This window comes from Rubripirellula tenax, assembly GCF_007860125.1.
Lineage (GTDB): Bacteria > Planctomycetota > Planctomycetia > Pirellulales > Pirellulaceae > Rubripirellula > Rubripirellula tenax.
In genome coordinates, this window is record NZ_SJPW01000005.1 from 675,392 (window position 1) to 701,380 (window position 25,989).

Sequence of the window (25,989 nt, forward strand, 5' to 3'; positions counted from 1 at the left end):
AATGGCAAAATAGTCTGGCTGACGCCACCCCCCCTCCCCTTTTCGAAACTCCGTCCAGGTCCATCCCCGCACCATGCTGGAACGTCGATCCCTGAGAGCCCCCATCACCCTTGGCGTGGTGATGATCGTCATGGTTGTCATCCTGGCGGCCGTTTGGATCCTGGGCAATGTGTTGGCAGCAACGGGAAATCTGGGTTCGCGAGCCGTTTTCGGCACGATTCTGGCTACCGGGACGCTACTGATCGCCGGCGTCCTTGCGGGGGTAATTGCATACCTCACATTGACTGTCAAGGCATTCAATCTGAATCGTCGACAATCGAACTTCATCGACGCGGTGACCCATGAACTGAAAAGCCCGATCGCGTCCTTGAAGCTTTACCTACAAACGATGGCTCGCCGAACGGTGGACGAGCAACAGCAGCAGGATTTTCACCAGTTCATGCTCGAGGATGTCGAGCGACTCGATTCGCTGATCAACCACCTGCTGGACGCGGCTCGGATCGAGCGTGGGATCGAACCCGCCGACGACGAATTGCTTCGCCTGGACGAACTGTTGACCAAGTGCGGTTCGGCAGCCTGCATGCGTTATCGCTTGCCGCCCGAAACGGTGAAGTTGGAATCCGAGCCGGTGACCATGCTCAGCCAGTTGATCCAGCTAGAGATTTTGTTTCGAAACCTGATCGACAACGCCGTCAAATATGGTGGAAAACCACCCGAGGTCTTGATCTCGGTGAAAGTCGATCCGGATCGAAAGGTTCGCGTTTCGATCACTGACAACGGCGCCGGGATTCCGGCCAACCAACGGCGAAAGGTGTTTGGTCGGTTTGTCCGACTCGGCAACGAACTTGAACGAAGCACGCCGGGCACAGGTCTAGGGCTTTACCTTGTTCGTACGGTCACCAAGTCGATCGGCGGTTCGGTGCGTGTGTGCGATCGCACGGAAGGCACGGGGACCGAGTTCGAGGTCACGCTCGCAGGGGTTGTTCCGCCGGACCCGGTCGATGGTTAGCGTAGTCGGACGCGATAAGTCCGCTGATTGAAAATTCACTTACAAATTGAACGATATGCGTTCCCACATTTTGGTCGTCGAAGACGAGAAGCACCTCGGCGTCGGCATCAAATACAACTTGGAAGCCGAAGGCTATCGAGTGACGTTGGTCGAAGATGGGCCAACGGCGCTGCGGATCGTCGACAACGGCAGTGAGTCGATCGGCTTGATCGTTCTCGACTTGATGCTTCCCGGAATGAGCGGCTACACCGTTTGCGAAACGATTCGCGAGGCGGGAATCAAAATCCCAGTATTGATGTTGTCGGCCCGCACACTTGCCGAGGACCGCACACGAGGGTTCGATGTCGGCGCCAGCCAATACATGAGCAAGCCGTTCGAGTTGGACGAGTTGCTAAGCCGGATCAAGAATCTGTTGCAAACCAGTGTGCAGTCGACGCCCCCGCCCGCGCCCAAACGCATCTACGAACAGATCTCGCAGGTCCAGTTTGGGAACGTCGACGCAAACTTTGAAACACACGAAGTGACCGTCAAGGGCGAGATCGTGCGGATGACTCCGAAAGAACTGAAACTGCTTCGCTACTTTGTCGAACACCAAGGTCGCGTCATCAGCCGAAACGAGTTGCTGACACAGGTGTGGGAGCTTTCCGGCAATCTGCAAACGCGAGCCGTCGACCAGTTCATCGCCAGGTTGCGAAAGATCATCGAACCCGACAGCACCGCGCCGATCCATTTGTTGACGATCCGCGACGCGGGTTATCGATTCGTTCTAGAACCGGTTGCCGACCTATCCTGACCACGCAACGTTTCGACTTTGCGAAACAGATACGCGTCGGACGTGACCAACGATGCGATCAGCGATTTCATGCTGCCGCCGTTATCCGCGTACGCCCGGTAAGCTTCCTGCAGGACGGGTGCATCGTTGATGGTCTCGTTGCGGCCGATCCAAAATCGGAAGGCGTGACGCACAAAGACTTGCTTGACCCGTTCGCTGCGCGCCAACTTGTCGATCATGTCCAGCGCGTCGTCGACGGGACCATCCAAATCGGGATCACCGCTACCGATAATCTCGCCGCGAGTATCGACCGGTTGATCCTGTTCTTTCGTTCGATACAAACCAAGGTGGTTGTACATTTCGAACGGCAGACCGAGTGGATCCATTTTTTGATGGCACTTCCAGCAATACTCCTCTCGCGTGACACGCATCCGGTGTCGCAGCGTTTGACCCGGTTCGGCCGGCAGCATCGCATCCACCGTAATCGGCACATCGGGGACCGCGTCGCCGAGTAGACGTTCGCGGACCCAGCGGCCTCGCATGATGGCGTGGTTGTCCATCGCGTCGGTGTGGGAAACCAACCAACTCGGATGCGTCAAGATTCCTCGCCGTTGCTCGACCGGCAGCGACGTCAATGCTCGGACCGTCTTTGCGCTCTTGATGACTTGAGCAACACGAACGTGAATCGGTTCGCCTTTGGGGAGTTCGGCCGGGTCAATCGTGACGCGTCGGGACGCCTTTTTGGCGTTCTTCTTATCAGGATCTTTCGGCGGCGGATCGGAGCTTACGAATTCACCAAAGTAGGGTGCGTCTTGATTCGGATCGAAGACGACTCGATCCGTCGTCAACAACTCGTGCAAAACGTCCTTGTCTTCGTTTAAGATCAATTCGACCAAACGATCGGTGTGTGCCGTCATGTTGAACATGGTTCGGTAATGCGTTTGCGGTTTCACATCCGCGCCGGCGGCAAGCATCGCCTTGGTGTCTTTGCAAACGTAACCCGCACGGTCGTAGTCGAAAAATTCGCGAAAGAACTGAAGCACGCGTGGCTTACGAAAACTGTCATCGGTGAGCATCCGATCGACTTCGCGGCGTACATCCTCGCGAGTCTTCAATCGCCCTGTGGCGACGGCCTGTTTCAATGCTTCATCGGGTTCGATGTAGCTGAGCGCCGCGTTAATCGCTAATGCAAGTTCCTGACCACTCAACATGATTCGACCGAATTCATCGGGCTCGCCATGCTCGACAAGTTCCGGCCGAAACAACGCGTCACGATCCAGGAAGATGGGCGCCAAGCCAAGGATCACGCCTTCTTGTTTTCCAAGGTCGGCAATCGCATCTTTGACAAGGGCCAAATACTGCCGAGTTTCGGCCTTCGTCGGCGGCCGACCGGTTAGCGATTCAAACAGAAAATCGACGGCGGCAACCAGTCGTTCGTCTGTGACGCCGTCCTCTGCCATCAAGTCATAAACGGGTGTCAGTGGACGCTTGGTTGACTTGCCATAGAAAAGACTTTGGGCCAAGCCACGAAGATCGCCGTGTTTGTATTTCTGGTCAATCTCGCGAACGTCGTCGGCGAACTGATAGGGTTCTGCATCCGGTCCGTAAGCCATGAACCGCAAAATATTCTCGGCGTTGTTGGCAATCTGTGTCGCCTCGGCTCCGTTGACCGAATACAGATCGGCGTAGCTGCGCAGACCGTGGTAGTTCTCTGATGTCAGAACCGGTGGGAAGCCTGTGATGGCCGCCGCATAAGCCGCCGTACCACCGATCCATCCGATGACACGATCGAGGCCGTAGTAGACTTTGACTTCGCCGTCTTCGTTGGGATTGATGTGGTCGCCACGAGTTCGAAGCCCCGGCCGCTTCGGATCGTACGCGGGTTCGGCATTGATCAGTCCGTTCAATCGCGTCAGGTGTTCCTGGGGATGAAGTCGCCACAGGCGAGCCGGCGATGACGGCGGATCCAGTCCTTCGGGAATCCGACCAAACAGAAGACCGTGATCCAGATGGTTGCCCTTGTCCGGTTTCAGATGAGCATGAAATCCGCCTCGATCTTGCATCGCCGTTTGCAATTGGTCCGTGATCCAAGTCGACAGCTCCCATCGCTCGACCAGCGTCGGCTTTTCTTCACCTTCCGGTGGCATCGCCTTGAGCGCGACCTGTTCCCAGATCGTTTTCCAAAGCGCCGAATTGTCTACGTCGACACCGACAAGTCCATCCAGCGCAACGTTCCCTTCTTGCGTATCCGAACTGTGGCAGTCGACGCAATAATGGTGCAAGAATGGCTTCGCAAACGACTCGAACGTTCGTGGTTGCTCAGCACCGATGTTTGACACCGGTACAAATACCGTCACGAAGGCCAGCCAACAGAGCGTTGGAAACATCGACGATCTGGTCATTCGGATTCGCGGTTGGCTTGTCACTACGCCATCAACTCTTCGATCGGGCCAACGCGGTTGTCATGAACGCTTGCGATATTTCTTTCCATGTTGAACCGATCGCACGGGGCGCCGATCGCGTGCAAAAGCGTTGTGTAGAGCGCATTGATCGGTCGCTTGCCGTCCAGTTGTGTGAACCGGCCTGTCTTCAAGCTGCCGCTGCAATTCCCCAACAAGATGAAGGGCCAGTTGTCGCCAACGGTGTGCTGCTTGTTCGCATTGTTGCTGGTGTAGACGATCAGGGTGTTATCCATCATCGTCCCGCCGTCTTCGGGAACCGACTCAAGTTCCTGCATCAGCTTGACCAACATCTGGCAGTTGTACTGGCGAATCTTGATCCAAATCGGATTGTCCGGTTGGTCCATGTGCCCCAGGTTGTGACCCGCCTCGGTGATTCCCAGCCCTTTCCATGCGCCGAAGATCTCACCGCGTCCGGACCCAATCGTCAAAACGTTCGTCAAGCCAGCCTTCAAGGTTGCGATACCAATATCAAGCAACGAATCATGCCAATCCGTTTCGAATTCTGGCGTAAGAAATTGTTTACCGTACTCGGGAACAAACGGCTTCAAGTGATCCGACACCCCGGCCAATCGCTCCTGCAATGCATTGATTTTTCGGAAGCCGTCGACATAGTTGCCGTATCGATCGCGGTCGCCCGACGGCAGCGATTGACTGTGTTGGCCTGCCAGTTTTTCGACGCGATGGAAAACTTTCGATCTCGCTTCGAAGCGGCGCTTCACGTCTCCCGTCGCCATTCCACCGAACAGCATCTGATACAGATCATTGGGATTGGAATGCATGAAGATCGGCTTCCCGGCGCCGGTGGCGGAAAGCGTGGCGAGCGTCGGACGCGATACCATGTTCTCGAGCGCGTCCATTCCAATACATAGGTGCGGCATGATCGTTTGTGGCAACCGCTGGCTGATCTCATAGTCGATCGTCGTGCCAGCCGGCGGGATGCCGATGCCGCCTCGATAGCCACCTAGTGCGCCGAAGTAAGCGCTGTGAGACGGACTCGTGTGACGACCGTGAAGCCCCGTGATGATATTGATTTTGTTTTTGTAGGGCTCCAACGCGGCGATCGGTTCTGGCAAAGTCACGCCGGCCAACGAACCCGACTGCTTCATTCCCGCCGGCACACACGTGGCCGGATCAAAACCCTGGTTTTGCAGGAAAAATACGATGCGTTTCGGTGCGCCGACGCGGGCGGTCGCCGCAACGACTCGCGACGGACAAATTGTCGGACCGAATGCCGTGCCGACGCCGACCGCCGTGGCTCGAAGCATGTGTCTGCGACTGATCATGGTTTGTCTTGCAGGGTGAGGTGGGACTGCTTAGCAACCGTTTCCATGGCAATGGGGGCCTGTTGAAAAAGGTGGGAAAGCTCGATGGCGGATTTAGGCGGGGAAAACTCGGGAGCCATCGCGAACCGCTTCATTCTATTTCAAATCGCGGGCTCGAACCACACTAGCTTCCAAGCTATGGACGCTCTTCACGTAATGGACGCTGGGGCATTCGTGTCGGCTGGTATTGGCTAAGCAATATGCATGCTCGTTTGACGCAAATCGTTAAGCACAGGTCGTGAACGGACAACCGACGTCGCGATCAATCAACTATCCTTTCAGCCGGTGATTCGACGATTTTGACTGCGAATCGACTTCACAAACCCCTTAAAAATCAAAATGAACCTTCGGCAAGTCGTAGCGGCAACCGTGTTGGTCGTGGCCGTCCTGCAAACCGTCGACACAGCCTCGGCCGACGAGCGAGCCAGCCGACCCAACATCGTCTTCCTATTCGCTGATGACTGGGGCTGGGGCGACCTGAGCTGCCATGGCCATCCGTACGTAAGAACGCCCAACATCGATCGATTGGCCCGCGAGGGGACCGACTTCCATCGGTTCACGGTGGCAAGCGGAGTCTGCTCGCCCAGCCGTACAGCCGTGATGACGGGCCACTTTCCGGCTCGCTACAACATCGACGGTCACTTCGCGTATGTGCCAAGCAACGCGAAACGCAACATGCCGGACTGGCTCGATCCAAACACCGTCACGTTGCCGAAACTGTTACAGGCATCCGGTTATGCGACAGCTCATTTTGGAAAGTGGCATCTGTCCAACGATATGATCCCGGACTCTCCATCGCCCGGTGACTATGGATACGACACCTACGGAGCGTTCAATTGCTCGGGCGAACAAATGCCCGTACACGAGGATGCGAAAGGTGCGATCGAATTCATCGAGCAGAGCCACAAAGCCGGCAAGCCGTTCTTCATCAATCTTTGGATGCACGAACCGCACACACCCTTTCACGTCGTGCCGAAATATCGCTGGCGATTTCGCGAAAGCGAACTTGAGGAAACCGACGAAATCTACGCATCGGTATTGTCGCATGCCGACGATCGAATCGGCGAAGTCCTGGATGCCTTGGATCGCCTGCAACTGGCGGACAACACGTTGGTGATCTTCAGTTCCGACAACGGACCTGCCCGCGGCGGACGGCAATCCGAGTTAACGCTGACCTATGACACGGCAACGGGTGCCGGGTTTGGGGTCGCAGCATCGAAGGGGATTACGGCGGGACGGAAAGGGTACAAAGCCGCTTTGTTTGAAGGCGGAATCAACGTGCCCTTCATCGCCAAGTGGCCCGGCAAGATCGCAGCCGGCATGGTCGACGACAAACTGATGATCTCGGCCGTCGATTTGCTGCCGACTTTTTGCGATGTCGCCGGTGCCAGCCTTCCGGAATCCTACAAGCCGGACGGCATCAGCCAACTGGCACAACTTCAAGGCCAAGACAGCAGCGGGCGCAGCAGACCTTTGTTTTGGCGAATGACGGGACAACGACAAAAGTCAAAATCCAATCCGTATCACTGGGCGACTTACTGTATCGTGCACGAACACTGGAAATTGTTGTCCGATCATGATTTCAGCGACGTCGAGCTATACGACATTGCAGCGGACCCCATGGAAAAAATGGATCTGAAAGAGTCACATCCTGAGACGGTGATTCAACTGGTGAAACAATTGAAGCAGTGGACTGCGAGTCTGCCCGAGAAACCCGACGGCGAGTTTTTCTCGACACTGCGAAACGAAGACTCAGCCGGCAACCCCTAACACAATCGATCTTGATGCACCACGTTGCAAAAAGGAAAACCATGCGAGCCCTCGTTTTCACCGACCGGATCACGCTTCGTTCATTCGTGATGCCGCTGCTGGCAATTGCAAACTTCATCGGATGGAGCGGCGAGTCTCAGTTGAATGGCGCTAGCGGCGATGTTACAAAGCCGAACATCATCGTTATCTATACCGATGACCAAGGCTACGGTGATGTTTCTGCGCTCAATCCCGCTGCCAAGTTCAAGACACCCAACATGGATCGTTTGGCACGAGAGGGTGTCGCGTTCACCAACGCGCATAGTTCTGATTCCGTTTGCACACCGTCACGATATGGCTTGTTGACCGGGCGGTACTGCTGGCGAACCGATCGAAAAACGGGCGTCATGGACGCGGAAGGAAAGGGATTGATCGCGGACGGAAGAATGACTCTGGCGTCGATGCTGGGCCAACATGGTTATGAAACGGCGATGGTGGGCAAATGGCATTTGGGAATGGACTTCCCGGGCACTCCCGATGACCGAGACTGGTCACAACCGGTCCGCGACATGCCGCTGGACAAAGGATTTGACTACTTCTACGGGATTCCGGCTTCGCTGAACTATGGCATCTTGGCGTGGTTCGAAGGCAGGCATGCGGCGGTGCCACCGACGATGTTCACAAACAAAAAACCCAACGACCGGATGTCGGACTACCGGATCATGCCGCCCTATGACGCGTCGGCAAGCCAGACGAAGAAGAGTCTCGGTAGATCGGGCTTCGAGATCGCACCGGACTTCGTCGACAGCGAATGCTTGACGCGGTTTACGGACAAGGCGATCGAGTGGATGACGGGCAAAGTGGACGACGCCAAGCAAGGCAATCCATTTTTCCTATACTTGCCCTACACATCGCCACATTACCCGGTGTGCCCGCTGCCAGAATTTCATGGCCAAGGTGAATGTGGCGCGTATGGTGAGTTTTTGATCGAAACGGACCATCACATCGGACGGGTTTTAAAGTTTCTTGAATCCAGTGGCATTGACGACAACACGCTGATCGTTTTCACCAGCGACAACGGCCCCGAGAAACATTGGCGAGACAGCTTGAAAACGTATCAACACGACAGCCGTGGTGGTTTCCGCGAGGGAAAGCGTTCGGTATACGAAGGCGGCCATCGAGTCCCTTTTCTGGTCCGCTGGCCGGCGGGTATCTCCCACCCGTCACGACAGTGGGATGGCTTGGTTGGACAAGTCGATTTGTTGGCAACGTTTGCCGAATTGATCGGCGCCGAACTTCCCGACAATGCGGGTGAAGATAGCGACTCATTTGCGTCGGTTCTGTTCAGCGCGAACCCTAGCGAGAAACGCTTGCCGTTGATCAACCACGGAAACGACTCGCGGTACGCGATCACGGATCAAGATTGGAAACTCGTTCTGCCCAACGCAAAGCGCGCAGCCGAACTCTATTCGTTAAAAACGGACCCGTCTGAGAGGGCCAACGTCGCGAGCGAGCATCCGGAGATCGTCGAACGACTCGAAAACGAAATCAATCGACTGATTGCGGGCGGCCGTACGACAAAGGGCGTTCCCCAACCGAACGATACTGCGTACTGGTCTGACCTGTCGTGGATGACGCCGCAGCAGTACGAGGCGATTGCGTCGGGTGCCGCGGAAGCGGTTAACCCCTGACTTGCTGAACAAATATCGGTGGCACACATCGCGACAGCGTTAAACCGGGCGTCTTAGCGAGTGTGGACCTACTTTGCCGATTCGATCTCTAACCGGCCTCGCATTCCAGCGCGGCCGATTTGTTTGCTGTTATCCACGGTCGCCCACAAGCGAGCTTGGCCCGTCACGGGGTGCAACTCCGGCGAAACGTAAGTGACCTTCCCGATCAACGGTTTTACTTTTTCACCATTGGGCGAATTTGCTGGATAGAACTTGATCGATCGACCGACCAGCTCGGATCCATGGTTTTGGCCGTCCACGAAACATTCGACGCGAATCGGATCCAGGGCGATCAAACGCACGACGGGTTTCCCCGCTTCCACCCATTCCCCGGCTTCAACGGCGACTTCGGCCACTTGGCCGGCGACGGGGGCTTGGATGCCGTGTTTATCCATTCTCGCTTTGACGATCTTTGCGGCGGCTGCTTTTTCAACGGCAACCGCCTCGGCAACTTTCAACTCGTGTTCCGCTTGTTCGATCGACAACTTCGCCTGATCGACAACCAATTGCAATTTGGCAATTTCCGTGGCACTGATGGCACCGGCAAAACCGCGGTTGGCATCCTGACTTTGTTGTAATTCACGACTCCGAACTTCCATCGTGCGTTTGGCGTAACGAGCGTCGATGTCGTTGTCGGCTTCCATTCGCGCCGCGTAAAACGCCGCCTCGGCGGCTTCCCATTCCCTGCGAACTTGTTCGTTATCGAGTTGCACCATGCGATGACCGGCGACGACATGGTCGCCTTCGGATACCAGCACTTCGGCGACCACGCCGGAAATCGGCGCCGCAATAAACGTGTTTTGAATCAGCGATACTTGCGCATCGGCAACCACGATCGGCTCAGCCGCGATGCCCCGACCGAAAACCGTTTGTAATACGATCCAGCCGACCAAGGCGAACGAAAAACGCATCATTGGAAAACTCACCCAGCAACCTACAGCAACATCTGTCGAAAAATTGACGCGTTCATAGTCTAAGGTAAATCGTCGATGTCGAGGCGACGGTCGACACAGCGTGCCTTAGAATCGGTGGGTTGTCACCTCAAACAAGGATTTCCCATGGCCAACGAGACTCAATCGATCGTCATTGCGAACACGACCGTTGCGACGACCGGCGACGCGGAAGCGATGGCTCGCGAATTGATCGGCCAATCCATCGCGGCCTGTGTGCAAATCGATGGCCCGATCACCAGCCATTATCGATGGGCGGGCGAAGTACAGCAGTCCACCGAGTTTCGGCTAACGATCAAGACATCGATGGCGACTTGGCCGAAATTGAAGGAACGTTTGGCGAGAATCCACCCCTACGACGAACCCGAGATCCTGATGACCGTCGTTGACGATGCCAGCGACGGATATCGCCAGTGGGTCATCGATCAAACGACCTGAAAATCGCATGGGTCAGCCACCCGCGATCAAAACATTCCAAAGCGGTGGTCCCAATGCGATAAGCCCCACTGTCACCGCACCAGCCGATGCAATCAATACGCCCGCCGCAGCAACGTCGAGCGCGCGACCGATTCGGGGATCATGCGTGGGATGCACGACGCGAACGATTTCTTCGATTGACGTGTTGATCAACTCGGCCGACATCACGATCGACGTCGCCAGGATGATCGCCACCCATCGCCAACTTTCGATTTGCAACCACGCGCCTAAACCGATGACGACGATCGTGACGGGAACGTGGACCCAGAAACTGTTTTGCGTCCGGATCGCGTGACCGAGTCCATGGGACGCAAACGCGAACTTTCGATACCAGCGATTCACTCCAGTCCCTCGACACCCGGCGGAGGAATCAACTGGCCGCCGATGCGTCCCAATTTGGGTCGGGGCCAAAACCGGGGTTCGATTCCGAATCGGAAACCGACGTTGTCGCGACCGGCGTCGACGTTCACACCAAGGCGTAGCAACATTGATTCGCCGATTCGAGTCACCGCCAGGGACTGGCCGACGTTTCCGGTCGAACCAAAGTCGTAGGTGGTTCCCGCGGAAGCGATCCACTTTTCGTTCAATCGATAGTCCAGCGTGCTGCGCAGAACCGTGCTGCTGACCGGGCCTTCGATCGACAACAAACCGATATAGATATCGCCGACGCCAGGCCGACTCGTGCGAACGCCCGCACTGATCGAACGCAAACCGTCGTCAAAGAAATCAAAGTATCCATCGCTCAGCAGCGTGACGCGATCGCCCACGTGATACCGCATGTCGTACAGCGCTGGCCCCAAGGTCTCGCCAAAATTATCGCGATCTGCATCCGGGAAAACCAACATGTCCAAATCGAGTTGAAACAGGTCCACGATTCGCTCGGCACCGGGCAACCCTCGTTTGGTTTGCCAGCGCTGGTGAACGCCCAATCGAACTTGCTGCAAGTCATCGGCGACCACGTCGCTGGGACTGGCGATCAATCCTTGAAAACCCTGTCTCAGTGCGTAGTTGCGAGGGTCGAAACGGTTCGGCAGGGATCCTGCGTAAACGTCGTCGATGAACCGACGGCGAAACTGTTCCTGGGCGTTGTCGTCGAGTGGATCGTAGTACGGCAATTCATCCAGATTCGTATTGCTGTCGGCGTACAAATACTCCGCCGACCATTCGATCTTGTGCGCCAACCCGCGGACGTTCAGCAGGCTGCTTTGGATCGATGGATCGACCGTCCACATCGGCAAACTGGCACGAATGCCACCTTGGCCAACCAATCGAGTCAGCGAATCGCCGTCGGTTGCCTCTCCGTAGTGCGAAGCTTCGCCACCAATGTTGGGCACCAGCTTGATCGGCCCCAACTGGATCGGCATCGCCAATTCTTGTCGCGTCCGGGCAACAACGCCTTGGCTGTTCGTTTCGCCGGGCAACGGTGAATACTGGGCTGCTTCGGCGGGATCCTCGGGCAGGTCGGCAACATTCAGACGCGAATAGCCAACGCTGTTGTGCGCCGAGTAGCTCAGCCGATCACCCAGCATGGAACCGCCGAGCAGGTAGTGATTCAGCTTGGGCAGGTCTTCCGTTTCGGTGTAAAAATCGTTTGACTGGACGTTCGCCGACGCTTCGAACAAATTCCCGTAGTAGTACTTGCGAAGTCGCAGCGAGTTTCGATGGTCGGTGTCTTGGTCCCATTCGTTTTCAAGGAATTGTTCCAAGAAGTTTCGGTCGCTCAAGTAGCCGACTTCCGCGATGAATTCGTAGTCGTTGGGCAGATAGTGTCGGTGCCTCAGCAGCGCGCGACCACGTGCCGTCGTTTCAGGCGTCAAATTGCGGCGATCACTTCCCAGGTTGTCGCGACCGGTGTCGTAGATGCCCCAAGCATCAAAAGAACCCTTTGCCGGCCCCGGATAGCCCAGCAACCCGGGCAAGTTGTAGTCAAGCGTCGTCCCCAGCGCGGGGCCACGGTCGCTCAGATAGTCCGTCGACAATTCCCAATCGACATTTTTGGGCGCATCATCGACCCCGAACAATTGAAACAAGTCAAAGTCGAGCGCTACCCGAGTTCCAAAATTGCTGTCGTTACCAACGCTTGCACCGGTGATGTAATAGCCGGGTTGATCTAGGCTGGTCGAGAACGTCGGCCAGTAGAGGATCGGCACACCGCCGATGTAGACAAAGTTGTTGTTGCTTTCGATCTTCGGATCGCGAATCGTTCGCTGCGTTTGGGTCGCCGGGTCAAACTCGACTCGCTGGCGATCGGTCAGGCTGAGCTCTTGGCTTTGCAACCAATAGCGAGGCACACCGATGCGACTGGTCGTGACGGCGGCATCGAAGGCGCGATAGTTACCTCGATTGATCTGTTGCAGCACCTTCGATTTCAACCGCACGACGCCTTGGTAATCCGGCACCGTCGTGATCGCCTCGGCGTCCAAGATCATCCCAACTTCGCGACTGGCGTTGAAGTACATCGATTCGGCATAGATGATTCGTTCGCCTTGTCGGAAAACGATGTCGCCTTCCAGATACAATTCGCCTTCGGAATCTGCCAGGTTCGCCGAACCGTTGAACAAATTGGGCACCAACGGAAACCAGCCGACGACGCGATCGGCCGACAACGAAATCGTGCCCAACTCCATGAATTCGCCGCTGGGCAGCCTCGCCGACACGTCGCGCACCAAGACGGTAACGCCACCGCGAAACACGAACAGACTCTCGTTCGAACCGGGGCGATTGATGGTTTCGAACTGTGGCGGAGTGGAAGCGCCGCGAGCCAAGATTTCGAGACTTCGTGAACCGCCACCCACCAAAAACTGCATCCCGCCCGTTGTACCGCCGTCGGAAAACGTGATCGGTGGTGCGCCGACTTGAGGCGCAGGAATCAATGGCTCGGAAAACTGAACAGGTTGGATCGACGCATTTGTTTCATCCGGCAGATGCTTCAACAATGCAGGTGTCCCGGTGGGCACACCACGAAAAACGGGCGACTGAATTTTGGGATCCGTAAGCGTTCGGATCGAGAACGTGATGGGCTCAGGCGATTTCCCCTGAGGCAGAACGGCGCCCCCCACAACGACCCGACAACGTACGTCGCCGGCGTTTCCATCGGTGACCATCAATATCGAGTCACCAGCGATTCGCCGCCCATTGTGTTCCAGCAGGCAGTCGCCTTCGAGTAGCGATGCATCGGCCGCGCCGATTTGCCAGCGGTGGATCGTGTTGCCGCTGACGCGCAGCGGATCGGGGCTCACCTGCGCAGCGGCGACGGGGTGTTCGTAACCCGCCGACACGACACCCGTTTCTTGCGCTGACATCGTCGTTCGAGACAACTGAATCGACAACAAGACAGGCAAGATCAGCGCAGCAGCCAACACAGAAGATGACGGGCTTCGCCAAAGTCTGTGGATGAACGTTTCAGTCGTGGCGTCCTTGCCGACCAAAAGTGTCGATTCCCTACGAAATGTGAACCCGACGGAGCCGCCGGTAACCGTCGGAGTGTACGAACTCGCTTCGACTGGTCACAACGTTGAAATAGCACTTCTCGACCGACACATGGGCTATCTCGGCAGGATAGGTTGCGTGGAACGCTCGATCTCGCCGTGAAACTCCCCCGTCACTTCGATTTTGCTTCACGCGTCGACTCGATCAACCTCAGCACGTCGTCCAACTGGTCGCGAATCAGTTCGGCCCAAATGACGTACCCTTGATCGTTCAAATGCAAACGGTCGTCGACAAACAGTTCCGAGCGAGGGTTCCCGTCGGGATCAAGAAAACTTGCCGCCGTGGGGACGAAGTAGACCATCGGCGTCGACAATGCGATCTCGCGAAGTTGCGCGTTCAATCGGCGGATGGCGGACCAATGTTCGAAACGCTTGCCTGTGGGCGTGACTTCGACGATCAACACCGGCGATCCGCTTTGGTGCTTTCGCGATACATCGACAATGTGCCGCACCCAACCATCGACTTGGTCAACGGTATGGTCGTGTGCATCGCCGCTGATGTCGTTGCCGACAAACATGACAACCGCGCGGTATTGATGAGGCTGTATCAATCGCTCGGCAAACACCGCAAGATCGCTGTACTTTGCACCGCCATAGCCGCGCCGTACGACACGATACGGCGCCAGATCGATCGCCGCTTGCGTCCACCGCCGAATACTGCTGCTGCCCAACAGCAGGACGGCATCGGCAGGATCTGTTTCCGAGGAATCGAGGCTTTCGAGTTTGCGAATCTCGTCTTCCCACTTTTCAATCGCCCGACTCCGATACGGCTCGTCGACCTGAGCGATCGCGACGACGGAGATCCAAAACACGGAGATCCAAAACGTGGACAGGACGAGGCCGAGTCTGAAAATCATGAGCGGGTCCCGATGAAGATTGGGGGCGGTGAGGAAGGCGGGGCTGGAAAACGACTATGATTAGAACCACCAGCATGCTCAAGCACCGCCCACCACCACCGAAGCCACGAAAGATCTATGCGAAACCTTCTTGCGATCGTCTTTTGCGTCACGCTTTGTTCCTTGGAAGCAGTAGCCGACGATCCCACGTCGAAGTCACCCGACTCACAACTGCGGTCGCTTTTGGATGAGGTGTGGGATTTCGAACTGACCGAGAGTCCGATGCTGGCCACCAACGCAGGCGACCCACGTGGCCAAGATCGATTGGCCGATGACAGCCTTGATGCCATCGACCGTCGAAACGACGCTCGCCAGCAGTTCCTTGAACGATTGACGGCGATCGATCCCACGATGCTTTCCGCGTTCAGCCAGATTGACCAAGAACTGCTGCGTCTGCGGTTGGAAGGACAGCTTGCCGACCATCGATTTCAAACGCATCGGATGTCCATCAACAATCGTGAAGGATTCCATATTGGGTTTCCCGAGCTCCCTCGTGAGATGAACCCCAAGTCGGTCAAAGACTTCGCGAACTACGTCGCCCGACTGCGTGATTTCGGTCGCTACGCCGACCAACAGATCGCCTTGCTAAGATCGGGAATCGAAGCCGGACTGACTCAACCATCGATCGTGATGCGAGATTCGGTTGATCAAGCGATGGCCCACGTCGTAGATGATCCCGACAAGTCACTGTTGATGACGAACGTGTCGACTGAGAGTCGTGATGCATTGGGAAAATCGTGGGAACCGATCGCGGAAGAAATCCGTGACGCGATTCGCACCAGCGTCGTGCCGGCCTACCAACGGTTCGCGGATTTTTTGAAGGACGAGTATGTCCCGGCATGCCGTGGTTCGATCGGCGCATCGGCACTGCCCCGAGGCAGCGAATTTTACCGCGACCGGATTCTCCGGTTCACGACGTTGCCACTGACGCCCATCGAATTGCATGAAACGGGAATCCGAGAGAACGCCCGCATTCGAAAAGAGATGCAGTCGATCATCGATGGCTTGCGGTTCGATGGAGACTTTGATGCGTTCTTGAATCACTTGCGGACGGATCCGAAGTTCTATGCCAAGACACCCGAGGAATTGCTGCGGCACACGGCGATGATCCTAAAGACCGCCGACGGACGTTTGCCTGAGTTGTTTGGGAGGCTGCCACGGATTCCTTACGGCATTCGCGAGGTCCCCGACTATGTCGCGCCCCAGACGACATCGGCGTACTATTGGCCTCCTTCGACCGATGGCAAACGCGCCGGGTTCTACTACATCAACACTTACAACCTTTCGTCGCGACCGATCTATCAACTGGAATCGCTGTCGATGCACGAAGCGGTGCCGGGCCACCATTTGCAATTGGCGCTGCAAGCCGAATTGACAGACCTGCATCCGATCAGTCGCGAGAGCAACTTTACCGCGTTCATCGAAGGCTGGGCTTTGTACAGCGAGCGGCTAGGGAAAGAGATCGGCTTCTATCAAGATCCTTACCAAGACTTTGGTCGGCTGAGTATGGAGGCATGGCGGGCTAGTCGATTGGTCGTCGATACCGGGCTGCACGCGATGGGTTGGTCGCGACAGCAAGCGATCGACTACATGAAATCGAACACGGCACTGAGCGAACACAACGTGGTTGCGGAAGTCGATCGCTACATCGGTTGGCCTGGGCAGGCATTGGCTTACAAGACGGGCGAGCTGGCGATTTCGCGACTGCGACGATCGGCCGAGACGAAGCTGGGCGACCGTTTTGATGTACGAGCCTTCCATGATCGGGTGCTTGAATCGGGTTCGATCCCGCTGCCATTGCTGGAAACTCGCGTGAATACGTGGATCGACGAGCAACTGGCCCTTCCCGAGTCGCGAGAATGACTCCCCAAAACTCGCCAGCGAAAGTAGAATACTGGTCCCCATACACCGGCGCGTCCCTCAAACAGGGACCGTCCGCCGGCCCGCCTTTCCCCCTCCGCCGACATTGATCTTATTATGTCGTTCACTGTCAGTCCCATCGCGGCCCGTGCTTTCGCGATCCTTCTAGGACTTTTCAACGTTACCGCGTTTGCGGTCGAAGCTTCGCCACTTCCGAAGCAAACCGACGCATTCATTCAATCCAAGTGCGTCGACTGCCACGACGGCCCCGGGGGTGATGGTGGTTTCGATGCCCGCGCACTCTCCCACGACTTGAACGACCCGAAAACGATGCAGCGTTGGGTTCGCATCTTCGATCGAGTCCGCGACGGCGAGATGCCACCCGATGACAGCGTCGAAGTCGATCCCGACGAAGCCGATCAGTTCTTGGTGAACACGTCTGCTTGGCTGCACGACGCCCAAAAATCTCACTTCGACCAAGTCGGACGTGTCCAATCGCGTCGATTGACCAATGCCCAACTGGAACGAACGCTGCAAGATTTGTTTGCGATCGATGTGCCGTTGGCTCGATTGATGCCCGAAGAACAACGATTCGATGGGTTCACAGGACTGGCCGATCATCAATCGATTTCGCACTTCCAACTCGACTCGCACTTGACCGTGGTCGATGCCGCGTTGGACGCAGCTCGCCGTCGTGTAATGGAACCCGACAACGAATTCCGACGCGATTACGACGCGCGAGCAATCGCTCGCAAAAATCCTAACAGTCGCTGTCGTGACCCCGAGATGATCGACGGCAAAGCGGTCGTTTGGTCGTCGGGTTTGATCTTCTATGGACGGATCACGTCGTCCACGATTGCCGAAGACGGTTGGTATCGAATCACGTTTGACGCGACGTCGGTCAACACCCCCAACGACAGCGGTGTTTGGTGCTCGGTGCGAAATGGGCGGTGCGTTTCCAACGCGCCGCTGTTGTCGTGGATCGGGTCATTCGAAGCGACACAGAAGCGGACCACACACACCTACGACGCCTGGTTTCAAGCCGGCGATATGATCGAAATTCGCCCCGGCGATGAAACACTCAAGCGAGCAAAGTTTGCCGGGGGGCAAGTCGGTGCTGGTGAAGGAGGACCACAAAAGGTTCCCGGCGTGGCATTGCATTCGATGGTGGTCCAGCGGATTCACCCCGCCGGCGACATCGACGTTGCTCGCCGTCATCTCCTCGGTGACTTGAGTGTCTCTATCGATACCAAGAAGAAACGAATCCAAATCAACAGCGAAAAGTTGTTCGCAGATCTGTCGAAACAGCTTCGGCGTTTTGCAACGCGAGCTTTTCGTCGGCCCGTCGAAGGGGAGGAACTGAAACCTTATGTCCAGTGGATGCGTCAATCGCTCGACGACGGTGCGGATCCGATCGATGCCTTGATGTCGGCTTATCGAGCAATACTTTGCTCACCGCGATTCTTGTACTTCGTCGAACCGATGGGACCGCTGGACGATCATGCGATCGCGACTCGGCTTAGCTACTTACTTTGCGGCAGTATGCCGGACTGGACTCTGACCAAGTTGGCTCGCGAAGGAAAGTTGCGAAATCCCAAAGCGCTTCGCGGCGAAGTCGACCGCTTGCTTGCCAGCAAGCGAGGCCAAACTTTCGCCCGCGATTTTGCCGATCAATGGCTGGACATTTCACAAATCGATTTCACCGAACCCGATCGCAAACTCTACCGCGACTTTGACACCGTCGTACAAAACGCGATGGTCTGGGAAACGCAACGTTACCTGGAACATCTCTTGGAAACAAACGCCGGCGCCGAGAAACTGATCCGATCCGACTTCACATTCCTGAACAGCCGATTGGCCCGATACTATGACATCGAAGGAGTCGACGGTGACGAACTTCGAAAGGTCAAGCTTCCATCGGATTCACCCCGAGGCGGTCTGCTGTCCCAAGGTTCCATCTTGAAGGTTACCGCGAACGGAACGAACACCTCGCCGGTGCTGCGCGGCGTTTGGGTTTCGGAACGAATCCTGGGAACACCGATTCCTCCACCGCCGGAGAGCGTGCCTGCGGTCGAACCCGATATTCGCGGCGCGAAAACCATTCGCCAACAACTGCAAAAACATCTCTCGGACGTATCCTGCAACGGATGCCACCAGAACATCGACCCGCCCGGATATGCACTTGAAAACTTCGACGCCGCCGGGCGATGGCGGGATCAATATCTTCAAGTCAACGGCGGCAAGTCGCGCCGCGGGCTGCCAGTCGATGCCAGCTTCACGATGGCGGATGGACGAAGCTTCCAAGATTTTGACGAATTCCGCAGCCTGATTTGCGAGGACATTCGTCCGGTCGCGAAAAACTTTGCCGCACATTTATTAGCTTACGGCACTGGTGCCGCAATCCAGTTTGCCGACCGAGACGACTTGGACCGAATTGTCAAAGACGCGTCGAACGATGACTACGGCCTGCGATCGCTGTTGTACGCGGTCGTTACCAGCCCCACTTTTTTGAACAAGTAAGAACCATGAGTTTACGAAAACGCGTTCAATTCAACTTTCGTCGCGCGCTCGACCGACGGACGGTGCTTCGCGGCGGCGGGATGGCGATGAGTTTGCCGTGGCTGACAGCGATGCAGCCATCGTTCGCGGCGTCCGACAAGTCGGCTGCGCCACAGCGTTTCGTCGCAATGACCTTGGGACTCGGTTTGGTGGCTGACAATCTGTTCCCCGAAAATCCGGGCGTCGATTACAAACCCTCTCGCTACCTGGAACCGCTCGCGGATGTTCGACAGAAGATGACGGTCGTGTCGGGAGTTTCGCACCCGGGCGTCAAGGGCGGCCATCGCGCCGAAGCGAGCATTTTGACGGCGTCGGCCGTCGGTTCGTCGGCCACATCGGTGAATTCGATTTCGCTGGATCAATTGATGGCGAAGCACCTGGGTGATGCCACTCGGTTTCCATCGTTGGTCCTTAGCACCAGCGGCAGCGCGAGTCCGTGCTACACCGAAAGCGGTGCGATGATTCCGCCCGAAGACTCGCCGTCACGGCTATTCGCCAAATTGTTCATCGATGAATCAAAAAGCGAACGTGAAAAACGAGCGGGACGAGTTCGCCAAGGTCGCAGCATCATGGATCTTGTCGGCGAAGACGCGAAAGCACTGCAACGCGACCTGGGACGGGGTGACCGCGATCGGCTGGATGCTTATTTCACGAGCGTTCGGCAACTGGAACGACGGATGGAAGAAGCCGAGAAATGGGCGAAACGGCCTAAACCCAAAGTCGACGCTGTGATGCCACGCGACATCAACCACCCCAGCGACATTATCGGCCGCCAAAAAACCATGTGCGAAGTGATCAAGTTAGCGTTGCAAACGGATTCGTCGCGATTCATTTCGCTGCACATCCCCGGGGCCGGTGGTGTGATCCCCATCGAAGGCGTTGACGAGGGATACCACAACCTTAGCCATCACGGCATGGACGAAGAGAAACTCGCACAATTGGCGATCGTCGAAGGCGCCATCGTGGCCCAGTGGGGCAACTTCATTCGCGAATTGAACGCGGCCCAAGACGGTGAAGCGACGCTGCTGGACCACACCAACGTGTTGTTGACCAGCAACCTTGGCAACGCTTCCAACCACGATAATCGTAACATGCCCGTATTGGTCGCCGGCGGCGGCATGCGACATGCGGGCCACTTGGCGTTCAATCGCAAAGACAACTATCCGTTGCCCAATTTGTATGTGAACCTGTTGCAAAACGTTGGCATGGAAGTCGATCGATTCGCCACCAGCACCGGAACGATGAACGGCCTGGGCTAATCGAGTAGGATTGAAGGACAGAGTCCACGCTGTCTCAAATCCTAGGCGATTAGATGAATGCTCGCGTCGCGGTTAGCATGGTTGCTTTATTGTTGACGGCCCTGCTTGCCGAGGGCAACGACACGGGTCACCCGTTCGAGTTGACCGTTGTTGACACCGAGGGCAAGCCGTTACCCAGCGTGTCGATCCAGATTCGAAGTCAGCCGAAAGTTGTCGCTTCGCAAATCACCCGTGGCAAGTTCGAACAGAAATCCACGTACGGCAGCGACGTCGTCACCGACACCGAAGGTCGGCTGGCCATCCACCTTCCGAAGCTGCCGCCGATATTGAGCTTTCGAATCGATCCGCCCGGCTACGCGCCTTATTGGGCCGAATTCGACAGCCAAAAGAATCCCGACGCGTTTCCCACCGCATTCACCGCCGTTCTTGATACGGGCTGGTCGGTTGGCGGCACGCTGATCGATGCCGAGGGCCGCCTCATTGCCGGTGCCGAAGTGAGTCCGAATGTTTACTTTAAGAAACGGCCGGGCGACACCCAACGGCTTTACGTGGGAACCCGAATCAAAACGGATGCCCAGGGTCACTGGCGATACGACACGGTCCCGGCACAGTTGACGGAAGTGCGTGTTTCGATCAACCACCCCGATTTTCAATCGTCGCGATTGAACTTGAATCGCGAAATTTACGGGATCGACATCAACGAGGTCCCGTCCAAGACATTGACCCTCGATCGCGGCGTCGTCGTCCGTGGGACCGTCTTCGACCATTCGGGCGAACCGATCGTCGGCGCATTGGTGCGTACCAAGTTCACGAACGATCGTCGCGAAGCAACCACCGATGCTTCGGGGCGATACGAGATTTCAGGCTGTGAATCGAGGATGGCGCGAATCGTCGCGTCGGCCAAGGGACGAACGATGGAATTGGAAGAAGTTCGCGTCGGCCCGGACATGGACCCCGTCGATTTCGTTTTGAAGCCGGGTGGCCATGTACGGATCCGAGTCGTCGATGCCGACGGCAAAGGGATTCCAAAGGCGCGCGTATTCTTCCAACGATGGCGGGGCAGCATCGAGTACTTTGAATTCGATCACGTCGATCAGTACGCGGATGAAAACAGAGTCTGGCAATGGGACGAAGCGCCGCTGGATCCCTTCGAAGCCGACATCTGTCGCCCGGGTGGATTGCAACTTTCCGACCAGTCAATCGTCGCCCGTGAAGAAGAATTTGTGTTTCGGCCACCCACCGCTTTGATCATTTCGGGAAAGGTTGCGAATGCCGATACCGGCGAACCGATTACGAACTTCCGGGTGGTTCCGGGGCTTCGAAACTCCGATGCCGATATCGGGATCGATTGGATTCCTCGCGATGCTTACACCGCGACTCAGTCGGACTATCGCTACCAGTTTCACCACACGTCGGTGGCGCACATCATCCGGATTGAAGCTCCCGGTTATCTGGTCACCGATTCCCGTGACTTTGCGACCGACGAAGGTGAAGTAACATTCGACTTTGATTTGAAACCGGCCAGCGACATTGTTGCGAATATCGTTTCGATCGACGGCAAGCCGGCCGCACGTGCGAAGATCGCGTTGGGCGTCGCGGGTTCACAAATCTCGGTAGACAATGGCGACATTGACGACTCGTCCACCTACGCGACACGGTTCGACGCCGATGCGACCGGCGAATTTCGATTCCCGACCCGGTCGGAACCGTTTCACTTAGTGATCGTTCACGACTTCGGTTTCGCGCATTTGAAATCGGCGACGAACACCATCGGTCCTTCGATCGAATTAACGCCGTGGGCCACGGTCGAGGGCGTGTTTCGTGTGGCCGGGGAACCGGTTGAGAATATTGAAATCAGTCTCAACAGCGGCGACGTTCACTCGTCCGGCAACGGATCACCGCGAATCTTTACCACACACGAAACAACAAGCGGCGCCGGCGGACGCTTTCGATTCCAACGTGTGTTTCCGGGCACGGGATCGATGGGGCGCAACATCACCATGATGGTTGATGATGGGGCGACGGAAGTAACGTCGTCGAAGCGGATTCGGATTCAACCCGTCGCGGGCGAATTGCAGGCCGTCGATTTGGGTGGCGACGGACGCGCCGTGACGGGAAAGCTGTTGCCGCCACCGGATCACCAAACGAAAGTGCTTTGGAACTTTGCCATGGTGAACGCCGACACTCCTGTGCTTGTACCTGTCGCTCCGGTGGATTTAGTTGCGCTCCGAAAAGACGCCAAAGCCTATCGAGCCTGGCTAAATACCGACGTCGGAGTTGCCTGGACCGCGTCGATCCAACGTTACCGAGATCAGCAAGATCGCCAGATCCAATACCGGGCAACTGTCGCCCGCGACGGTACGTTTCGGTTCGATGATGTGATCCCGGGTCGTTACGATTTTCGCGTTGATTTTTCGAATCGCGAAAAGCTGGGCATCCGGAACGCCGAATTCGATGTCCCCGAAGGCGACGACTTGTACGACCTAGGCGAGATCCCACTCGCCACGCCGTAGCGTTGATCGTCTGGGATGTTTCGCCTCAGGTTTACGTCACCGCTTTTCACCAAACAAAATGCCGGGGATGTAGATCACCACGCCCGCCGCCGCGGCGATCGCCCACGCGGGAATCCCATCGCCCACGCCGGGGATACCCAGCGAAGGCCCGAACAGGATCACGACGGTTGCGATCGCGGCGGGGATGCTCATCCGCCATCCCGATACGAACGCCGACATCGCCATCAACAATCCGGCAACGGCCACCGACCAGGGGCTGACACCACCGCCGACCATCGTGGTTTTATCGTCGGACTGATTCGCGTTGACCGCCGCGTCTCGCACGGCTGAACCGAGTTGGTCGAAGTCGGCACTACCGCTGCCGATTTGTTTCAACGTTTCGATGTCCTTGATCGAGTCAAAGAGTCCTTGGTGGTTTCCCCAAATCGCAAAGATGGCCAGCAAACCGCATCCCGCGATCAAGCGAGTCGGACCGCCCAATGCAAATCGAAGCGGCGCCAACTTGTCGCGTTTGATTTTGAACTTTCCGCTGCGTGCTTCCGCCAGCATCGCCTTCATCTGGTCGCGTTTTGCTTGAGCGGCTGCCTCGGCATCGCCCGTACCGGCGGCGACTGCCTGCGATCCCTTCATGATCGCTTGCGCCATCGCCCAACTGCGATCCTCGGCTTCGGCAGCACTCATGCCTTCGGATTCCAGCCCCAATCGTTCGACCTTGGCCAATCGCTTCTGTAAATCCGGTTGGCGATTCGCGACCGTCCGCGTCGCAAGATTCGCGCACACTCGATCACGAATGCTGTTGCCGCCGATCGATCCATCGAAGGACGGATCCTTAGCCAATGCTAGTCGCATTTCTAACAGCGAGTCGTAGCCGAACAGTCGTTCGAACAAGGCCTGCCATTTTCCGCCTGCGTACCGAGCGGCGAACGACCGCAGACCCGATTCGTCGGCACCGTTGATTCTCAGGTCGCGCACGAAACGTTGAGCATCTTGCAGCGGATCGGCGGCGCGTTTGTTGGTTGGAACGACTAGCCCGATCTGGTACGCCGCTCCGATAAACCCACCGACGATGGCGCCGACGATCACACCGGGCCACATGCCTGCGAACACAACGACAATCAAGAACAGCACCGCACCCAACACAGCCGACGCCCAATCGATGATCGACAGCGTGCCGAACCAGGATCGCATTCGACCGACAACAGCGCTCTGATTGCCCGACATCGCAAGCGGTGTCGCGATCGCGGTGATGATGATTGCCGGGCCGGTCAACCACCACGACAAACCAAGGCCCAACGTGACCAACGTCAGCAACAAGCCACCGATGATGGCTGCCAACAACAGCGGCGTTTGTAGTTTTTCGAGGGCGGTTGCTTTGGAATAGCTTCCAACGATTTGTTCCCAACGATCGGCTTGTCCAGACGTCGGCGAAAACTCGCCGGCTTGCGACAGTCCCAAATAGGATTCTAGATCGCTAATGAATTCCACCAGCGATGGGTATCGATCGGCGGGTCGCTTCGCGATCGATCGCTTGACGATGTCGGCAAGCGGTCGCGGCACGCGAGCATTGATGTCGGTTACATCGGGCGCGATCTGGTGTGCGTGTTGGTGCATGACCTCGCTTGCAACCGATCCGTCGAACGGCGGACGTCCGGTCAACAGGTAGAACAACGTACAACCGAGCGAGTAGATGTCGGCGCGATGGTCAACGTTCGCCGCATCGACGGTTTGTTCGGGTGCCATATAGGCGGGCGTTCCCACAGCGGTGCCCTGCATCGTGACTTCGGTGCCGCTGCTGATTCCGGCCGACGTGGTGATGCCGCCGGTCGATTCGATGTCGGCTTGGTCGGGGATTTTGACCAAACCAAGATCGGCGACTTTGATGACGCCGTCGTCGCTCAACAGCAGATTGGCGGGTTTGACGTCGCGGTGAACCATGCCGTGCCGGTGCGCGAACTGCAATCCTCGCGACGCCTGCAATGCGTATCCCGCCGCGATCTTTGGATCGAGCGAACCCTTCTGGCGAACGACATCGTCAAGCGGACCGCCGCGAACCCATTCCATGCTGAAGTAATGTCGGCCATCGTCTTCGCCGAAGTCGTAGATTTGTACCACGTTGTGGTGAGTCAGTTGCGCCGCCGCGTAAGCCTCGCGCACGAACCTTGCCAACGACGATGGGTTCCCGATCAAACGATCTCGAATGGTCTTTAATGCGACCTGTCGATCAAGCGAGACTTGCTTTGCTTCATAGACGGCACCCATCGCGCCGCGGCCAAGCAACTTAACGATGCGATACCCACCCAACTTTGTCGGCATATCTGAGATCGATGAGTCCTTCGGATCCGACTTCGCACTCGATGATCCGCCCGAGCGAACGATCGGCGAATCGGCTGATTTCAAACTCTGAACACCGCTCGCCATCGTTGCGGCGGTTTGCCCAACCGAGGCCAGTGAACCGGCACCCGTGCTGCCCTCATCGACGGTCGCATCCACTGCCGTCGCATCGGCGGCGTTGGACTGCACCACCGTCGACTCGACTTTTTTTCTTGACGAGCTTTCGATCGTCGCGTCGACGTCTTGCACGATCGTTTGTTCGACAGTGGCAGCTTTCTTAATGCGTCCTACACCCACTTTCGGTGGATCGTCGGCCGTCACTTTCAAACGAAACTTCTGCTGACAATGTTTGCACGTCGGTTTGTAGTTTCCCGCTTTGGGACGTGACAGCGACAGGACGGCGTCGCATTCGGGGCATTTGATTTGCATCGGAAGGTCTTATTCGGCTTAGCAATGAAGTGTTGATGCGTTTCGACGTTCAGCATTCGCGGCCGCGCATGGTAAACCAACCGTACGTACGACCCGACGAACGTCGAAATTCGGTCGAGTCTCGCGGAAAAGCGGTCAGAGGAATGCCAAGACGCCAACGGACGATTCTATCCTCATTCCCAC

At 56.8% G+C, this 25,989-nt stretch carries 16 protein-coding genes; 9 read left to right on the forward strand and 7 right to left on the reverse strand.

Going from position 1 to position 25,989, the window contains the following annotated elements; all coding sequences use genetic code 11:
* Positions 1 to 73: 73 nt before the first annotated feature.
* Together Poly51_RS20885 and Poly51_RS20890 are read left to right on the forward strand one after the other, a co-directional pair.
* On the forward strand, positions 74 to 1,009 hold the full coding sequence (locus tag Poly51_RS20885) for a sensor histidine kinase (protein ID WP_146459707.1): 936 nt from the start codon (positions 74 to 76) through the stop codon (positions 1,007 to 1,009).
* Positions 1,010 to 1,064: 55 nt separating this feature from the next.
* Positions 1,065 to 1,802, forward strand: a complete 738-nt coding sequence (locus Poly51_RS20890; RefSeq protein ID WP_146459708.1) for a response regulator transcription factor — start codon at positions 1,065 to 1,067, stop codon at positions 1,800 to 1,802.
* Here the strand turns inward: Poly51_RS20890 and Poly51_RS20895 are convergent.
* Together Poly51_RS20895 and Poly51_RS20900 are read right to left on the reverse strand one after the other, a co-directional pair.
* The gene (locus Poly51_RS20895; protein ID WP_246114654.1) at positions 1,763 to 4,183 is read right to left on the reverse strand and encodes a DUF1588 domain-containing protein; all 2,421 of its coding nucleotides are present in this window, start codon (positions 4,181 to 4,183) and stop codon (positions 1,763 to 1,765) included. The genes Poly51_RS20890 and Poly51_RS20895 overlap by 40 nt on opposite strands.
* A gap of 23 nt (positions 4,184 to 4,206) precedes the next feature.
* Positions 4,207 to 5,526 carry a DUF1552 domain-containing protein gene (locus Poly51_RS20900; RefSeq protein ID WP_146459709.1) on the reverse strand — a complete coding sequence of 440 codons (1,320 nt, stop codon included), beginning with the start codon at positions 5,524 to 5,526 and terminating at the stop codon, positions 4,207 to 4,209.
* A gap of 378 nt (positions 5,527 to 5,904) precedes the next feature.
* Between Poly51_RS20900 and Poly51_RS20905 the strand changes: the two genes are divergently transcribed.
* Entirely contained in the window at positions 5,905 to 7,335 is a 1,431-nt protein-coding gene (locus tag Poly51_RS20905) for a sulfatase-like hydrolase/transferase (protein WP_146459710.1), read from the forward strand.
* Between the two features lie 41 nt (positions 7,336 to 7,376).
* Positions 7,377 to 9,005 carry a sulfatase family protein gene (locus Poly51_RS20910; protein WP_146459712.1) on the forward strand — a complete coding sequence of 543 codons (1,629 nt, stop codon included), beginning with the start codon at positions 7,377 to 7,379 and terminating at the stop codon, positions 9,003 to 9,005.
* 68 nt (positions 9,006 to 9,073) lie between these two features.
* Here the strand turns inward: Poly51_RS20910 and Poly51_RS20915 are convergent, their stop codons facing one another.
* Entirely contained in the window at positions 9,074 to 9,958 is an 885-nt protein-coding gene (locus Poly51_RS20915) for an efflux RND transporter periplasmic adaptor subunit (protein WP_146459714.1), read from the reverse strand.
* A gap of 144 nt (positions 9,959 to 10,102) precedes the next feature.
* Here Poly51_RS20915 and cutA point away from each other — a divergent pair, with 144 nt between their 5' ends.
* On the forward strand, positions 10,103 to 10,432 hold the full coding sequence (gene cutA / locus Poly51_RS20920) for a divalent-cation tolerance protein CutA (protein WP_146459716.1): 330 nt from the start codon (positions 10,103 to 10,105) through the stop codon (positions 10,430 to 10,432).
* 12 nt (positions 10,433 to 10,444) lie between these two features.
* On the opposite strand, the gene Poly51_RS20925 is transcribed toward cutA, so the two are convergent.
* The 3 genes from Poly51_RS20925 to Poly51_RS20935 form a co-directional block, all read right to left on the reverse strand.
* Positions 10,445 to 10,813, reverse strand: coding sequence for a diacylglycerol kinase family protein (locus tag Poly51_RS20925; RefSeq protein WP_146459718.1), 369 nt, complete (start codon positions 10,811 to 10,813; stop codon positions 10,445 to 10,447).
* Positions 10,810 to 13,773: an organic solvent tolerance protein OstA gene (locus Poly51_RS20930; protein WP_246114655.1), complete on the reverse strand. Its 2,964-nt coding sequence runs from the start codon at positions 13,771 to 13,773 to the stop codon at positions 10,810 to 10,812. Before Poly51_RS20930 ends, Poly51_RS20925 begins: the two co-directional genes overlap by 4 nt.
* Before the next feature lie 299 nt (positions 13,774 to 14,072).
* Positions 14,073 to 14,816 carry a GDSL-type esterase/lipase family protein gene (locus Poly51_RS20935; protein WP_146459720.1) on the reverse strand — a complete coding sequence of 248 codons (744 nt, stop codon included), beginning with the start codon at positions 14,814 to 14,816 and terminating at the stop codon, positions 14,073 to 14,075.
* A gap of 117 nt (positions 14,817 to 14,933) precedes the next feature.
* Between Poly51_RS20935 and Poly51_RS20940 the strand changes: the two genes are divergently transcribed.
* From Poly51_RS20940 to Poly51_RS20955, 4 genes are all read left to right on the forward strand, one after another.
* The gene (locus tag Poly51_RS20940; RefSeq protein ID WP_146459721.1) at positions 14,934 to 16,718 is read left to right on the forward strand and encodes a DUF885 domain-containing protein; all 1,785 of its coding nucleotides are present in this window, start codon (positions 14,934 to 14,936) and stop codon (positions 16,716 to 16,718) included.
* Between the two features lie 114 nt (positions 16,719 to 16,832).
* Entirely contained in the window at positions 16,833 to 19,235 is a 2,403-nt protein-coding gene (locus Poly51_RS20945) for a DUF1592 domain-containing protein (protein WP_146459723.1), read from the forward strand.
* 5 nt (positions 19,236 to 19,240) lie between these two features.
* Positions 19,241 to 20,533: a DUF1552 domain-containing protein gene (locus tag Poly51_RS20950; RefSeq protein ID WP_246114656.1), complete on the forward strand. Its 1,293-nt coding sequence runs from the start codon at positions 19,241 to 19,243 to the stop codon at positions 20,531 to 20,533.
* Between the two features lie 53 nt (positions 20,534 to 20,586).
* The gene (locus Poly51_RS20955; protein WP_146459725.1) at positions 20,587 to 23,046 is read left to right on the forward strand and encodes a carboxypeptidase-like regulatory domain-containing protein; all 2,460 of its coding nucleotides are present in this window, start codon (positions 20,587 to 20,589) and stop codon (positions 23,044 to 23,046) included.
* 36 nt (positions 23,047 to 23,082) lie between these two features.
* Here Poly51_RS20955 and Poly51_RS20960 read toward each other — a convergent pair whose 3' ends face one another.
* Entirely contained in the window at positions 23,083 to 25,806 is a 2,724-nt protein-coding gene (locus tag Poly51_RS20960; RefSeq protein WP_146459727.1) for a serine/threonine protein kinase, read from the reverse strand.
* Positions 25,807 to 25,989 lie beyond the last annotated feature (183 nt).